Here is a 15,551-nt window from a genome sequence, read left to right as displayed (position 1 = left end):
ATCCGGTCCGACGGATAAAACCGTGTCTGCACGGGCCGTCCCGGCCGATCGTAAAGACGCAAAAAGCGTCATCCCTGACAGCTCGGCCCGCGCCCTCCATGGCGCGGGACGCTTTACTCTTCTGCCGGGACGCCCCGTACCCTGGCTGCTGAGCCGTCTGAATGAAGTGACCTCCATGCCAGTAATAAGTCAGAGCTCCTGTGCAGGCCGCTTTAACTTAACGTAATCACCCCGCCATTTTATCCCATTATCGCTGATACCCGCTCCTGTCAGCCTTTCCTGTGGATTCAGACTATCGCTTTAATATCAACGTCTATACTTTTCAGGCGCTTCTGCGGTACCGGTTGTCACTGGAGAGAGAGATGTTGGGAATAAACGTCATGTGGCGCGATCTGCGTCAGGGAATGCTTTGTTTATTATTGCTATGCCTGATACCGGCCGCACAGGCGGTTTCGCCGCCCGCCGCCGTTGCCAGCCAGCAGGCGCAAAAACCTGCGGATGACGCGGCTACGCATGAGCCTACCGTTGAAGAGAAAAAAGCCGCCTGGCTTGCGCTGGCGACCATCCTGGAAAATGACGAGTCGCGCCAGGCGCTGATTAAACAGCTGCGCGATGCTGCCGCCAGCCCTGCCGCCACCGATGAGCCAGTGCTAACGCCGCCGAACGCGGCTAAGAAGAAAGAAGAAAAAACCGTCCTGGAAAGCGTCACCGATATCACGCGGCAATATGGCGGTCAGTTCGCCGGCAGCCTTACGCATCTCTATCACAACATCATCTCCGCGCCGCACAATGCTTTTAACAAAGCTACTTTTTTTAACGCACTCAGTCACTTTTCCATGCTGGCCGTAGCGCTGTTTACCTTTTACTGGACGATACGCACTATAGCCATACCGCTTTATCAGCGTATGGGCCGCTGGGGGCGCAAAAAAAGCAACCAGCCGTGCAGCTTTCTACGTCTGCCGTTAGCGATTATCGGCGCCTTTGTTATTGATCTCCTACTGCTGGCGCTGGCGTTGTTCGTCGGACAGATGCTCAGCAACAACCTCAACGCGGACAACCGCACTATTGCCCAACAGCAGGGGCTGTTCCTGAATGCCTTTGCGCTGGTTGAATTCTTTAAGGCGGTGCTGCGACTGATTTTCTGCCCACGCTTCCCTGATCTGCGCCCTTTTGCTATTAATGACACGCGAGCGCACTATTGGAATACCCGCCTTGGCTGGCTTAGCGGCGTAATTGGTTACGGGTTAATGGTGGTAGTGCCGATTGTCTCTAATCGCGTCAACGAGCAGACCGGCGCGCTGGTTAACGTGGTTATTATGGGATTGATGACCGGCTGGGCGCTGTGGCTGATATTTCATAACCGCCGCATTATCCAGCGCGAACTGAATGCCCTTGCTGAGCGCTCACTCTCTTTTTTCGCACTGTTTATCCGCGCTTTCGCCTTTGTCTGGCACTGGGTAGCCAGCGCCTACTTTATCGTGCTGTTCTTCTTCTCCATCTTTGATCCTGGCAACAGCTTAAAATTCATGATGTCGGCGACGCTGAACAGCCTGATCATTATCGGCCTTGGCGCGGAGGTTTCCGGCATACTGACGCGCTGGATCAATAAAACTATTACCCTATCTCCCGAGCTGCGCCGCAACTACCCGGAGCTACAAAATCGGGTCAACGGCTGGATCTGGTTTATGCTGAAAGCCGCGCGCATCCTGACGGTATTTGCCGTGCTGCTGCTGCTGCTGAACGCCTGGCATCTATTTGACCTCTGGTACTGGCTCACCGCGGGCGCGGGCGAGCGGCTGGTAGATGTGCTGATCCGGGTCTTTATGATTCTGCTCTTCTCCGTCGTTGGCTGGACGCTGCTGGCCAGCCTGATCGAGAGCCGTCTCTCTTCCGATATCCATGGCCGACCGATGCCCAGCGCCCGTACGCGCACGCTGCTAACGCTGTTCCGCAACGCGCTGGCGGTGGTCATCAGCACCATCACCATTATGATTTTGCTGTCGGAAATTGGCGTCAATATCGCGCCATTGTTGGCGGGGGCCGGTGCGCTGGGGCTGGCGGTCTCGTTTGGTTCGCAAACGCTGGTTAAGGATATTATTACCGGGATTTTCATTCAGTTTGAAAACGGCATGAACACCGGCGATCTGGTGACTATCGGGCCGCTTACCGGCACCGTCGAGCGCATGTCGATCCGTTCGGTGGGGGTACGCCAGGATACCGGCGCTTACCATATTATTCCCTGGTCATCGATTACCACCTTCGCCAACTTCGTACGTGGTATCGGCTCCTTTGTCGCTAATTACGATGTCGATCGCAGCGAAAATAGCGATAGCGCCAACGCTGCGTTGCGCTCCGCCGTGGATGAACTGATGGCACGTGAAGATATACGCGACTTTATTATTGGCGAGCCGAACTTTGCCGGTCTGGTGGGGTTAACCGAGCGCGCTTTTACCGTGCGCGTGTCGATTACCACTCAGCCGTTAAAGCAGTGGACCGTGCGCTTTGCGCTGGATGAGCTGGTGAAAAAACATTTTGATGCAGCGGGCATTAAGGCGCCGCGTCAGACGGTACAGGTGGTACCGCCCGGCGGCGAGAACAACGACGCGGCGGCCAGCCTGCCGGCGCCGGAATAAAGACTCAGGGGCGCGGCTTCATCAGTCGCGTTCGTGCCGCGCTATCCTGAAAGGTCCAGGCGATAAAGCGACTCTGCTTTTGCCCCTGCGCCATATCCACGATCCGCACCTCCAGCGCGCCTGCGTCAGTTAACGCCTGACGCAGCGCGGGCAGATGCTCGCGGCGCGATACCAGCGAGGTAAACCAAATCACCTGGCGCGCATAGCTCACGCTTTCGCTAATCATCTGACCAATGAATGCTTTTTCACCGCCTTCACACCAGAGTTCCGCCTGCTGGCCGCCGAAATTGAGCGGCGCATCTTTCGCCAGGCCTAAATTACGCACTTTACGGGCGCTGCCTTCGGCCGCCTGCTCGCTGGAGGCATGGAACGGCGGATTACATACCACGGCGTGATAGAACTCATTTTTATGAACGATGCCCTGGAACATGCGGTCGCTGTTCGGCTGACGACGCAAACGAACAGCGCGCCGCAGCGTCGGGTTAGCCTCAAGGATCGCCCCGGCGGCTTTCATTGCCTGCGGATTCACCTCTGAACCGGTAAAACGCCAGCCATATTCACGATAGCCAATCAGCGGATAGATGCAGTTTGCGCCGCAGCCGATATCCAGCACATTAATATCGCGCGGCACCTGCTGCCCGCTATCCTGCGCCAGCAGATCGGCCAGCCAGTGCAGGTAATCCGCGCGTCCCGGCACCGGCGGGCAAAGAAAGCCATCCGGGATGTCCCAGTTATCGATCTGGTAAAAGTGTTTCAGCAGCGCCTGGTTCAGCGTTTTTACCGCCTGCGGATCGGCAAAGTCGATCGAGCTGTCGCCGCGCGGCGTGGTGATAATAAAAGTCTGCAGCGGCGGATGCGCCGCGCTCAGCGCCGCAAAATCATAGCGCTCGCGATGACGGTTGCGGGGATGCAGTTGGTTTTTCGTAGCGGGCTGTTTCATCAGGCTCTCTCTTGGGTAACGGCGCGTAAGATACCCGCTCCGGAAAAAACCGTAAACAATTGACGCGCATTTTTTCACGCCGAAGCGGCTAAGATGAAGCTATCGCTTAACGATAAGGATAATTATGTCTCGTCAACGCTATACCTATCAACCGCGTGCCGGCCACGGTTTGCCGCACGACCCTTTTAATGCGATTGTCGCGCCGCGCCCTATCGGCTGGATCAGTTCGCTCAGCGCCGCGGGCGTGCGCAATCTGGCGCCTTACAGCTTCTTTAACAGCTTTAACTATCAGCCGCCGATTATCGGCTTCGCCAGCCTCGGTAAAAAAGACAGCGTTCGCAATATCCTGGAAACCAAAGAGTTTGTCTGGAATCTGGTTACCCGTCCGCTGGCGGAAGCGGCCAACGAAAGCTCTGCCTCGGTAGCGCAGGATGTGGATGAATTTGTGTTAGCGGGCGTGACGCCGCTGCAGGGCGATCTGGTGCAGGCGCCGATGGTGGCGGAAAGCCCGGTTAATTTTGAGTGTCGCCTGACGCAGCATCTCCAACTGCAAAACGCCGATGGCGCGCCGCTCGATAGCTGGCTGATCCTCGGCGAAGTGGTGGCGGTCCATATTGATGATGCCCTGCTGGAAGAAGGCATCTATCAGACCAGCAAGGCACAGCCGGTGCTGCGCGCCGGCGGTCCCAGCGCCTGGTATGGCATCAGCGATGCCCAGCGTTTCGATCTGCAACGCCCGGATGCGCGCAAAAAATAACCCCGCAGCCGGGCCTCGCTCCCGGCCTGCTGCTTCCTCCCCTGCCGCTCTGACGTTTCCCTGTTGCTCTGCTGTTTTTTGCGTGATCGCCGTCACTTTGCCAGGCTCATTAATAAAGCATTTAACTAACAGAGAGAGAAAAGAATGCAATATCGTCAGCTGGGTCAGTCCGGACTTTATCTTTCCACCTTAACCATGGGGACATTGACGTTCGGCGGCAGCAACGGCTTCGAAAAAGTGGGCAATGTCGATGCGCGAACGGCGCGGCGCTTTCTGGAGATCGCGCTGGAAGCGGGCGTAAATACCGTGGATACCACCGATCTCTACTCGAAAGGCGAAGCGGAAAGCGTACTGGGCGAAGCGCTCGGCGAGCTGCGACAAAAAGTACTGCTGATGACCAAAGCGCGTAGCCCGATGAGCGACGATCCCAACGACAGCGGCGCCACGCGTCATCACCTGATTAAATCCTGTGAAAACAGCCTGCGCCGCCTGAAAACCGATCATATCGATATTTTGCAGATCCATAACTGGGATGGCGTAACCCGGTTGAAGAGACGCTTTATGCGCTGGACTCGCTGGTGCAAAGCGGCAAGATTCGCTACTGGGGCACCTCTAACTATAGCGGCTGGCAGATGATGAAGACACTGGGTAAAGCCGAGCAGCTGGGGCTGAGCAAACCGACCAGCCAGCAGATTTACTACACGCCGGAATCGCGCGAGGCGGAGTTTGAGCTGCTGCCGCTGGCGCTGGATCAAAACGTCGGCACGCTGATTTGGGGACCGATGGGCGAAGGTTTATTAACCGGTACGGTGCGGCGCGGTCAGAAAACCAGTTCGGCATCCCGTCAGGGCAACGGCTGGCCCGAACCTTACGTGCACGATATGGACCACGCATATGATGTGATTGAGGTGCTGGCGCAGGTTGGTGAAGAGCATGGCGTATCGCCGGCGCGCGTTTGCCTGGCGTGGCTGCTGACCCGCCCCGGCATTACCTCGCTGATTATTGGCGCACGTAATGAGGAGCACCTGCGCGATAACCTGGCCGCGGCTGATTTGTCGCTGAGCGACGCGCAGCGCAGCCGCATTGAACAAGCGACCCGTCCAGCGCCGCGTTACCCTTACTGGCACCGCTATACCGCCGGTATGGATCGGCTGGACCCGGCGGAAGAGGTATTTCTGCGTGAATATTTCGCTACTCTGGAACAGCGCCGTGATTTAGCAATAAAGTAAGCATCCGTTTTCCGTCGCCGCCGATAGACTACGCCGATTCTCTCTTCTAGAGTGAAGTTATTCCGCCATGCAAAGCGGCATGGCCTGAAGTGAGGATTGCTATGAGATTACCCGCAGCGTTAATTGAAGAGGCGGTGCAGTGGCGCCGCCAGCTGCACGCTCAGCCAGAGCTGGGCTATCAGGAACAGCAAACCGCCCTTTTTGTTGCTGAGCAACTGCGCAGCTTTGGTTTGCAGGTGGCGACCGGAATCGCCAAAACCGGCGTAATCGGCACGCTGGAATGCGGCCCCGGCCCGACGATTGGTCTGCGTGCCGATATGGATGCCCTACCAATTACCGAACGCGGAGAAGCGCCGTGGCGCTCGCAGCGCCCCGGCGCCATGCATGCCTGCGGTCACGATGGGCATACTGCTATCCTGCTGGCCAGTGCGAAATGGCTGGCGCAAACGCGTCGTTTCAGCGGCACCGTGCATTTTATCTTCCAGCCCGCCGAAGAGAACCTCGGCGGCGCACGCAAGATGGTGGAAGAAGGGCTGTTCCGGCGCTTTCCGATGGATGCGATTTATGCGCTGCATAACTGGCCTGGCCTGCCGTTGGGCACGCTGGCGATTAACGATGGCGCGATGATGGCCTCTCTCGACTCGTTTGAAATTACCCTCACCGGCAAAAGCTGTCACGCCGCCATGCCGGAATGCGGCGCCGATCCCATCGTGGCGGCGGCGCAGCTGATCCTGGCGCTGCAAACCATTCCGGCGCGTCGACTATCACCGCTGGCCTCTTCGGTGGTCAGCGTAACCCAGATTGAGGGCGGTGAGGCGATTAACGTGATCCCGGAAGCGGTAACGCTACGCGGCACGGTGCGCTGTTTACAAAGCGAAGTCAGAGAGAAAGTGCGTGGGCTTATCGATTCGTTTGTTGATGCTCTGCCACAGCCGCTGGGGGTGGCGGGTAAGATTTGCTGGTATCCCGGTTATCCGGTGACGCAGAATCATGCTCTGCCCGCCGCACGCGTGCGCGATGCGGCTATTGAGCAGTTTGGTGAGCAGCAGGTGCGCTGGCAGGTGAACCCCTCCATGGCGTCAGAAGATTTCGCCTGCATGCTGGAGGCCTGCCCCGGCGCCTATTTCTGGCTCGGGGCCGACGGCGACACGCCTTCTCAGGCGCTGCACAACGCCAGCTATGACTTTAACGATGCGTTGATTGAGCCGGCCGTCACCTTCTGGCAGCGGCTGGTTGAGAACCATTTACCACTGCCGATCAATCGCCGCTAAACGCTCAGGCTAATAGCCCGCCGCCGCCAGCGCCGCCAGACCTTCCTCCAGCGAGGCGCTGCGCCCGCTGGCGAGATAGCAGCAGGCAATCTGCAGCCGCAGCGATGGCGGCACCGGACGCGATTTATCCAGCACCTGCTGGATCCAGGCGGCGGTCACCGTCGCCTCTTTGCTTTCCGGCAGATCGCAGGCGCACTCCGGCTGACGCGCCACCAGTTCCTGTGGCTGCGCCCCCGCGCCGTCGATCAGGTTAATCGCCGGACAGCGCAGCGGATTGGCGTAAACCTCTCCTTCCGTGCCGTTCAGCAACAGCGCTTTGCCGCCCTGCGCGCTGAAGAATTTGGCGACGCGCGGAATATATTCAGGGTGAGAAACGCTGGCAAAACGCAGCGCCGCCGCCTCGTCAAAAGGCGTGATCAGCTTGGCCAGTGTATGGGCGCTGTTGCGTACGCCCATGCGCCAGCGCAGCCCCAGCTGTTTTGCCAGCGGCGCGCAAAGATGGTCTACGGTGATAAACACCGGTTCGCCCCGATCCAGCTTCGCCTGAGCACATTGCGCATCGTTAACCGCCGCAATGCCCAGCGCCTGAAACACCGTCTCGCTGGTGACGCGCGTCGCGTCTTCGCTGACGCCATGCACCACTACTGGAAAACCCAGACGCGAGAGCAGCAACGCCAGCAGCGGCGTCAGATTGCCCTGACGGCGCGCGCCGTTATAGCTGGGAATAACGATCGGCAGCGGCTGGCCCGCAGGCGGCGTCAGCCGCAGCACGCGCTCCTGCACGGCGCGGTAGAAGCCAGCCATCTCCGCCTCACCTTCTCCTTTGATGCGCATCGCGATCAGCAGCGTACCCAGCTCCAGATCCGGCACCTCATCATTAAGCATGGCGCGATAGAGCTGATACGCGGTCTCTTCATCCAGATCGCGCGCATGATTTTTACCACGGCCTACTTCTTTAATCAGTTTGTTGTACTGCAACATTTAACGCTTTTCCTTTTTTCGACGCCGCGCCGCCGGAGCGGGCTTGCTGCTGCTCACCGGCGCTATCGCCCCTTCGGGCATCGGCGGCTGCTCTATGGGAAAAACCGGCAGGGCTTTTAACAGGCGCGCACCGTATGCTTTGGTGATCAACCGCCGATCGTAAATCACAATTTCTCCAAAGCACTGATGGCTGCGGATCAATCGTCCCACCTGCTGGATCAGGCTAAATGAGGCGCTGGGCAGACTTTGCACCTCAAACGGGTAGCGCTTCAGGCTCTTCAGCCACTCCCCTTCGGTCAAAATTACCGGACTGTCCACCGGTGGAAAAGCAATTTTATGAATATGTACCTGAGAAAGCAGCTCGCCTTTTAAATCCAGCCCTTCGGCAAAAGATTGCAGCCCCACCAGCACGCTCGCCTCGCCCTGCTCTACCCGCTTGCGGTGCAGCTCCACCAGCCGGTAACGCGGCTGATCGCCCTGCACCAGCAGCATCAGCCGCAAATCGCTCAGATGCGTTAAAAACTGTTGCATGGCGCGATTGCTGGCAAACAGCACCAGCATCCCTTTGTGCTGGCCCGCTTTCACCTGATGGCGGAAGAAATGGGCCATCTCGGCGATATGCTGCGCTTCATTAGCCATCAGCGGCTCATAGCGCATCTGCGGAATGATCAGTTTGCCCTGCTCAACGTGATTAAACGGCGAGCCGAGCGCCACAAAGCGATCGCCGACCTTTTCGCTGAGGCCGGAAAGCTCCTGCAGACGGTTAAAGCTGTTCAGCGACTGCAGAGTCGCCGAAGTCAGCACCACGTGCGGCACTTTGCGCCACAGCAGCTTTTCCAGCTGTTCGCTTACGCGAATGCCGGCGCAGTGGAAAAACAGATGCGGCTGGCCTTCACGCAGCTCGCGGCTGACCCATTTCGACACCGGCGCGCCGGAGGCCTGCTCCATCGCCGCCAGCCGCCATAGCTTGCTGATGCCTTCAAACCAGCCGAAAGCGCGGTTCATCTGCAGCATAGTGCGATGCAGACGCACCACATCGTACTGCCCGCTTTTTTCGCTGAGATCGTTCAACAACCCTTCCGCCAGTCCGCGTAATCCATCGCTCAGCTTAAAGAGACGCGCGCACAGGGTTTGCATCTCTTCCGGCAGCTGGCCCATCTCAAAACGGTACTCGCCTTCCTGCGGCTCCGGCGGCAGCCATAGCGCCAGGATGCGCGTCAGGCTGGCCAGATGTTCACGCCATTCATCGCAGTGCGCTTTTAGCCGTTCGGGATTGGCCAGCGGCGGCGGCGATTTCGGCCGAAACTGCGCCATACAGGTTTCCACCAGGCGTACAAACAGATCGAGCTGCAGGCTGGTCCAGCCAACGGTAATATCGGCGCTGGTTTCCAATGCATCGCGCGCCACCTCTGGCAAATGATGGCCTTCATCTAATACCAGCAGCAGATGCTTCGCCGGCGGCAGCACCGATTCGCTTTCCAGCGCCGCCATCACCAGCGCATGGTTAGCCACTACCACGTCCGCCTGCTCGATCTCTCGCCGGGCGACAAAAAAGGGACATTCGCGATACCAATGGCAGTTTCGCGCCAGACAGTTGGCCTTATCGGTGCTTAAGCGTTGCCATAACGTATCGTCGATCGCCTCTTCACAATGATCGCGCAGGCCGTCCCACTGATGTCGATCCAGCGCTTTCTCCAGCTTCGTGCAGAGCTTGCGCTCATCTTTGTTCGCTACCAGATTGTCATCAAGAAACAACAGCAGATCGCCCTGCTTTTCGCTGTCGGTCGCCAGCGCATTCAGGTTACGCGGGCAGACATAGCGCCCGCGCCCAAAGGCGGCGGTAAATTTCAGCTCGGGAATAATTTTTTGTAGCAGCGGCAGATCCTTACTGAAGATCTGATCCTGTAGCGCGACGTTTGCGGTGCTGATGATCAGCGGTTTCTCTTCGGCACGGCCAACGGCAATGCCGGGAATAAGATAGGAAAGGGTTTTACCCACGCCGGTCGGCGCTTCTATCGCCAGATGACGTCCGTCGTCACCGGCCAGGGTTTTCGCCACTTCGGCAATCATCTGCCGCTGCGGCGCGCGTGGAATAAAATCGGGAACCTGCTGCTGCAGCGCTTTATACCATTCGCCAATCTGCGCTTTTAACGCTGCGGTTAATGCCATCTTGCTCTCTTCCTGCGTTGATAACCTGTATTTTTACACAGTATGAAGCTGACGTCAGCCGCTTATCGGCAAATTTGGAACCGCGTTTCCGGCAGGCTGCGCCCGCAGCGCTGGGCGTAACCTGCTGTGGCGTACGGCCAGCCTCAGGCCAGCCGCTTATACATCACCGTGGTGGCATCCATCACTCCTTCCGTGGACTGGGCGTAATAAGGGATGGCTCCGGCGATTTCCCAGCCCAGCGACAGATAAAGCAGGCTGGCGATATCGCCGCTGCGGGTATCCAGCACCATTAAACTGCGCCCCTCCTGCTTAACCCGCTGCTCGGCCAGCGCCATCAGCTGACGCGCAATGCCCTGCCGCCGCGCCGCGGGATGCACCAGCAGCTTGCTGATTTCAGCACGATGCCGCCCGTTGGGCATCATATTCCATAGCACCATCACCGTAGCGACAATGCGCTGTTCCTGCCGCGCCACCAGCAGCACCCGATCGCCACGCTCCAGGCCATCAAAAGTATCCTGCCAGAAATTTCTCATTATTTGTCGATCGCCAGGATCGATAAATCCTACGCTGGCGCCTGCGCTGACGCAGCCCTGTAGCACGTCGGTCAGCGCTTCCAGCTCGCTCAGCGCCTGTTGCCGATTAACAGCCTGATATTCAATCATTATTGCTCCATGAGTAAATACTCTGCGCCTGCGGCGCAAAAGGATCACAAACAGCACACGGACCTCTGAGATTTACCGGCTTTGCGGCCTGGATCAAGTTGTACAACTAAAAAAATCATGTACAAGTTAACTCAGCTCCGCTAAGGTTAACGCAGATAATGTATCTTAAATGCAAGTTGAGGCAGTCAATGGCCCTGTACAGCATCGGCGATGTCGCCGAACGCTGTGGTATTAACCCTGTAACGTTACGCGCATGGCAGCGTCGCTATGGGCTGCTTAAGCCACAGCGCACCGAAGGCGGGCACCGACAGTTTGATGACGAAGATGTTCAGCGTATCGAAGAGATTAAGCGCTGGATAGAGAGCGGTGTGCCGGTGGGCAAAGTGAAAGCTCTGCTGGAAGGCGATAACGTAGATACCCACGATGGCTGGGTTGCGTTACAGGAAGAGGTGATGTCCGTGCTGCGGCACGTACGGCCGGCAAAACTGCGGGCGAAAATCGCTAACCTCGGCCGCGAGAACCCCGTCGATGCGCTTATCGATCACGTTTTTGTGCCGGTTCGCCAGCGGCTGGGCCTTGATCAAAATACCGCAAAAGCAATGTGCAGTCTGCTGGACGGCGCCCTGATCGATTACGTCGCCTTTTGTCTGACCGGCTCGCGTAAAAAAGCGGGCAAAGATGCGCTGCTGATTGGTTGGGGAGTGGAAGATCGCACCCGCATCTGGCTGGAAGCCTGGCGTCTTTGTCAGCAGGGCTGGCGTGTCGATGTGCTGGCGGAGCCGCTGGATCATCCGAGGCCAGAGCTGTTTCCAGGCCAGAAAATATTTGTCTGGACCGGTAAGAAACTGACCCGCCGGCAAATGGAGCAGTTTGCTCACTGGCATGAGCAGGGCTTCTCAATCAGCCTGCACGGACCGAGTTAAAAAGAGCGCAAATTGCCTAGTCGCCAGGAGCGGATCGGGTTATGATCCGCTCTCTTGTGTTATCGTTACAGGCAGTATTATGAACTGGCAAAAATTTTTGGTTGGCACTCTGTTTTTCATTATGGCGGTCGGCGGCACCGGCGGTCTGATGCTGGTGGGCTATACCATTATTTTACATTCCCGCTAAAACAGCGCTGCAGGCGCTCAAACAGCCGGTCCACCACCAGTGCCAGTAGCGCCACCAGCACCGCTCCCTGAATCACATACGCCGTATTAAACCCGCTCAGACCGATAATAATCGGCGATCCCAGACTTTTCGCCCCTACCGTAGAAGCTATCGCTGCGGTGCCGATATTAATAATTACCGACGTGCGTACCCCGGCGATAATTACCGGCGCGGCCAGCGGCAGCTCAACGCGCGTTAAACTCTGCCAGCCGCTCATGCCCGCGCCCTTCGCCACTTCTTTGACGCTGGCGGGCACCGATTCGATCCCGGCCAGCGTGCCCTGCAGCACCGGCAAAATGCCGTACAGCATCAGTGCAATAATCGCCGGCTGCTCGCCAAAACCGATGACCGGCACCGCCACCGCCAGCACCGCTACCGGCGGAAAGGTTTGCCCGGCGGCGGCCAGCGTTTCCACCAGCGGACGAAACTCGCGCCCGGCGGGGCGCGTCACTGCGATGCCCGCACCAAGACCTATCAGCGCTGCGGCCAGGCTGGAAAACGTCACCAGACGCAGATGCGCCAGCGCCAACTGGAAAAAACTCTCCTGCTGATAGACCGGGCGATCCAGCTGCGGGAACCAGCGGGCAAACAGCGGCCCGCTCCAGGGCATCAGCAGCAGCAGCGCGATAAATAGCGCCATCAGCCACAGCAGCGGATCGCGCATTAGCCGTTTCATGCCCCCTCCCGCTGACGCAGCAGATCGCTGAAATGCAGCACGCCCAGCGGCACGCCCTGCGCATCAATCACCGGCAGCTTATCGGTTTGTCGGGCGATAAACAGGGAAAGCGCTTCGCGTAGCGACATCTCGGCCGCGACCGGCGCCGCTTCCAGCCATTCGCCGCGCCGGGCCGCGCCGCCCGCGTTGCCCAGCGAGAGCAGGCGCACGCCCAGCTCGCTGCGGCCAAAAAAGTCACGCACAAAATCGTTGGCGGGACGAGTCAACAGTTCGACCGGCCTGCCCTGCTGGACGATGCGCCCGTTGTCCATCAGCACAATGTTATCCGCCAGCGCCAGCGCTTCATCAATATCATGGGTTACCAGTACAATGGTGCGCCCGGAAAGGCGATGAATGCGCAGCATCTCCTGCTGCAGCGCGCCGCGCGTGACCGGATCGAGCGCGCCGAACGGCTCATCCATTAACAGCACTTCCGGATCGGCCGCCAGCGCACGCGCCACGCCTACCCGCTGCTGCTGTCCGCCGGAAAGCTGATGCGGATAACGCTGCCGCAAATTATCCTCCAGGTTAAGCAACGCTAACAGCTCACTGACCCGTGCCTGCTTTTGCGCCTGCGGCCACTTCAGCAGCCCCGGCACGGTGGTGATATTTTTTTCCACCGTCCAATGCGGAAACAGTCCAATCGACTGAATGGCATAGCCCATCCGCCGCCGCAGCGCCTGCGGATTGAAGCTGCGGATCTCCTCGCCGGCAAACTGAATCGTGCCCTCGTCATGCTCGATTAGCCGGTTAATCATCTTCAGCGTGGTGGATTTACCCGAACCGGAGGTACCAATCAGCACGGTGAACTCACCGGCGGCGATATGCAGATTGATGTTGTCAACCGCCGCCTTACCGGCAAAATATTTACTGACCTGATTAAACTGAATCATAAGGCGTTCCTTTGCAGCAGCGAGATCGCGATTTTAAACAGCGTATCCACCAGCACCGCCAGCGCGATCACCGGAATGACGCCTAACAGTACCAGTTCCAGCGCGCTGCTGAGCAGCCCCTGAAAGATAATAGCGCCAAAGCCGCCTGCGCCAATCAGCGCGGCAATAACCGCCATGCCTACCGTCTGGATTGTTACCACACGCAGGCCGCTGAGCAGCACCGGCAGCGCCAGCGGCATCTCCACCTGCCAAAAAATTTGTCCGCGCGACATGCCCATACCGCAGGCGCTTTCCCGCACGCCGTCCGGTACCTGTTGCAGGCCCGCCACCACGCTGCGCACCAGCGGCAGCAGCGCATAGAGCACCAGCGCAATCAGCGCCGGAGCCAGACCGATACCGCTGACGCCGATCCGCCCCAGCCAGGGAAAGCGCGCGGCCAGCCCCGCCAGCGGCGCGATCAGCAGGCCGAACAGCGCCACTGAGGGTACGGTCTGGATAATGTTCAGCACGGAAAAAATCACGCTTTGCCAGCGTGCGCGACGATAGCAGAGCAGGCCCAGCGGTACGCCCAGCAGCAGCGCTGGCAGCAGCGTCGCGACCAGCAGCAGCAGATGCCGCGACAGCGCCTGGTCAAACACCTCCTGGCGGTTGGCGTACTCTTTCAGCAGCGCCAGCTGATCGAGCTGCCCGCCGAGCAGCAGCGCCAATAGCGGCAGCCAGACCTGCGCGTTCAGCAGCAGCCGCCACGGCGCGCTGCGCGTCAGGCGCATTACGCTGTCTGCGGCAATCAGCAGGCACAGCGCGCCAGCCGCCCACAGCCCGCTGCCGAAACCGGTGCGCGCCAGCGCGCTGCCCTGCCCGGCCAGCATTTGCGCCGCATGACCGCCGAGCGCCACCAGCAGGGTAAGCAGGATCTCGCTTAACGCCAGCGTCAGGATCAGCGTCGGACGATTAATGGGCTGCCACACCAGCAGCAGCAGTAACGGCAGGATAAGCAGGATCAGCCAGCCAGCGCCCTGCAACAGTTCGCTCAGCATCACCGGCTGGCCGGATACCAGTCGGTTAGGCGCAAAGCTGGCAAAAGGTAAGATAAACAGCGCCGCGACCAACAGCGCTGTCAGCAGGAGCAGAACGCGGTTACGCGGGATCAGGCGCCGCAGGATTTTGCTGCTGTCGATCACAGCAGTTTTTGCTGTTGCAGCCATTCAGCGGCCACCTTTTTCGCATCCTGACCTTCAACGGCGATTTTAGCGTTTAGCGACTGTAAGGTTTTTTCATCCAGCGCGCTAAATACCGGTTTTAGCCAGGCAGCGAGCTCCGGGTACTGCTTCAGCGCCGCGGCGCGGATCACCGGCGCGGGCGCGTAAATCGGCTGAACGCCTTTAGGATCGCTGAGCGTTTGTAGCCCCAGTGCCGCCACCGGCCCGTCGGTGCCATAGGCCATTGCCGCATTCACGCCGGACGTTTGCTGCGCCGCCGCCTTAATGGTGACGGCGGTATCGCCGCCCGCCAGCGACAGTAGCTGATCCTGTTCGAGCTTAAAGCCATAGGCTTTTTCAAAGGCGGGCAGCGCATCGGCGCGCTCGATAAATTCGGCGGAGGCGGCCAGCTTAAAGGTGCCGCCCTGCTTAAGATAACGGCTAAGATCGGCCAGCGACGCAAGCTGATTTTTCTGCGCCAGGTCGCCGCGTACCGCAATGGTCCAGGTATTGTTAGCCGGCGCGGGGGTCAGCCAGATCAGCTGGTTTTTCTGCGCGTCCAGCGTCTTAACCTTTTCATAGCCCGCCTGCGCGTTTCTCCAGGCGGCATCGCCCGCCAGATTAAAGAAAAATGCGCCATTGCCGGTATATTCGGGGTAGATATCCAGCTCACCCGCCGTGATGGCGCCGCGCACCACCTGCGTATTGCCCAGCTGAATTTTGTTCACCGTTGGCACGCCATGCTTATCCAGCACCTGCAGAATAATGTTGCCCAGCAGCGAGCCTTCCGTATCGATTTTTGAACCAACGCGCAGCGCATCGGCGGCCTGCGCGGTGCCAACCAGCGCCATCAGGGCGGCAAAGGCGACTAAACCGCGACGCGCAGTAGCAAAAGCCATGGCAATTTTCCTTTTTAGCAAAGTTATCCTGTCAAAGCGTAGCGCAAATCCCGG

The 15,551-nt window shown here is 58.8% G+C and carries 13 protein-coding genes and 1 pseudogene; 6 read left to right on the top strand and 8 right to left on the bottom strand.

The window, feature by feature from the left end:
• Positions 1–362: 362 nt before the first annotated feature.
• Complete coding sequence (gene ybiO, locus K6958_RS07370; protein ID WP_249894032.1) at positions 363–2,633, top strand: mechanosensitive channel protein; 2,271 nt, start codon at positions 363–365, stop codon at positions 2,631–2,633.
• 4 nt (positions 2,634–2,637) lie between these two features.
• Here the strand turns inward: ybiO and rlmF are convergent, their stop codons facing one another.
• Positions 2,638–3,573 (bottom strand): 23S rRNA (adenine(1618)-N(6))-methyltransferase RlmF, encoded by a 936-nt coding sequence (rlmF, locus tag K6958_RS07365; protein WP_249894031.1) that lies wholly within the window; start codon positions 3,571–3,573, stop codon positions 2,638–2,640.
• Positions 3,574–3,697: 124 nt separating this feature from the next.
• Between rlmF and K6958_RS07360 the strand changes: the two genes are divergently transcribed.
• From K6958_RS07360 to K6958_RS07345, 3 genes and pseudogenes are all read left to right on the top strand, one after another.
• Positions 3,698–4,330, top strand: coding sequence for a flavin reductase family protein (locus K6958_RS07360; protein WP_249894030.1), 633 nt, complete (start codon positions 3,698–3,700; stop codon positions 4,328–4,330).
• A 144-nt stretch (positions 4,331–4,474) separates the two neighbouring features.
• A pseudogene (locus K6958_RS21245) lies at positions 4,475–5,559 on the top strand (aldo/keto reductase).
• A 101-nt stretch (positions 5,560–5,660) separates the two neighbouring features.
• Complete coding sequence (locus K6958_RS07345; RefSeq protein WP_249894027.1) at positions 5,661–6,830, top strand: M20 aminoacylase family protein; 1,170 nt, start codon at positions 5,661–5,663, stop codon at positions 6,828–6,830.
• A 9-nt stretch (positions 6,831–6,839) separates the two neighbouring features.
• Here K6958_RS07345 and ybiB read toward each other — a convergent pair whose 3' ends face one another.
• The 3 genes from ybiB to K6958_RS07330 form a co-directional block, all read right to left on the bottom strand.
• Positions 6,840–7,808, bottom strand: a complete 969-nt coding sequence (gene ybiB, locus K6958_RS07340) for a DNA-binding protein YbiB (protein WP_249894618.1) — start codon at positions 7,806–7,808, stop codon at positions 6,840–6,842.
• A gap of 3 nt (positions 7,809–7,811) precedes the next feature.
• Positions 7,812–9,980: an ATP-dependent DNA helicase DinG gene (gene dinG, locus K6958_RS07335; protein WP_249894026.1), complete on the bottom strand. Its 2,169-nt coding sequence runs from the start codon at positions 9,978–9,980 to the stop codon at positions 7,812–7,814.
• A gap of 143 nt (positions 9,981–10,123) precedes the next feature.
• Entirely contained in the window at positions 10,124–10,642 is a 519-nt protein-coding gene (locus K6958_RS07330; RefSeq protein WP_249894025.1) for a GNAT family N-acetyltransferase, read from the bottom strand.
• A gap of 188 nt (positions 10,643–10,830) precedes the next feature.
• Here K6958_RS07330 and K6958_RS07325 point away from each other — a divergent pair, with 188 nt between their 5' ends.
• A complete protein-coding gene (locus tag K6958_RS07325; protein WP_249894024.1) occupies positions 10,831–11,565 on the top strand; it encodes a MerR family transcriptional regulator in 735 nt (244 codons plus the stop codon).
• Positions 11,566–11,644: 79 nt separating this feature from the next.
• A complete protein-coding gene (locus K6958_RS21360; RefSeq protein ID WP_491562428.1) occupies positions 11,645–11,752 on the top strand; it encodes a hypothetical protein in 108 nt (35 codons plus the stop codon).
• Here K6958_RS21360 and K6958_RS07320 read toward each other — a convergent pair.
• From K6958_RS07320 to osmF, 4 genes are read right to left on the bottom strand one after another with little or no spacing between them, the layout of a single operon-like run.
• A complete protein-coding gene (locus K6958_RS07320) occupies positions 11,733–12,467 on the bottom strand; it encodes an ABC transporter permease (RefSeq protein WP_249894023.1) in 735 nt (244 codons plus the stop codon). The two genes, K6958_RS21360 and K6958_RS07320, sit on opposite strands and share 20 nt — an antisense overlap.
• On the bottom strand, positions 12,464–13,399 hold the full coding sequence (locus K6958_RS07315) for an ABC transporter ATP-binding protein (protein ID WP_249894022.1): 936 nt from the start codon (positions 13,397–13,399) through the stop codon (positions 12,464–12,466). The genes K6958_RS07320 and K6958_RS07315 overlap by 4 nt, the downstream gene beginning before the upstream one ends.
• On the bottom strand, positions 13,396–14,604 hold the full coding sequence (locus K6958_RS07310; RefSeq protein ID WP_249894021.1) for an ABC transporter permease: 1,209 nt from the start codon (positions 14,602–14,604) through the stop codon (positions 13,396–13,398). The genes K6958_RS07315 and K6958_RS07310 overlap by 4 nt, the downstream gene beginning before the upstream one ends.
• Positions 14,577–15,497, bottom strand: coding sequence for a glycine betaine ABC transporter substrate-binding protein OsmF (gene osmF, locus K6958_RS07305; RefSeq protein ID WP_277614718.1), 921 nt, complete (start codon positions 15,495–15,497; stop codon positions 14,577–14,579). Before osmF ends, K6958_RS07310 begins: the two co-directional genes overlap by 28 nt.
• Between the last annotated feature and the right edge of the window lie 54 nt (positions 15,498–15,551).

Source organism: Mixta hanseatica (genome assembly GCF_023517775.1).
In the GTDB taxonomy this organism is placed as follows: Bacteria; Pseudomonadota; Gammaproteobacteria; order Enterobacterales; family Enterobacteriaceae; genus Mixta; species Mixta hanseatica.
This window is presented reverse-complemented; position numbering and strand designations above follow the sequence as displayed.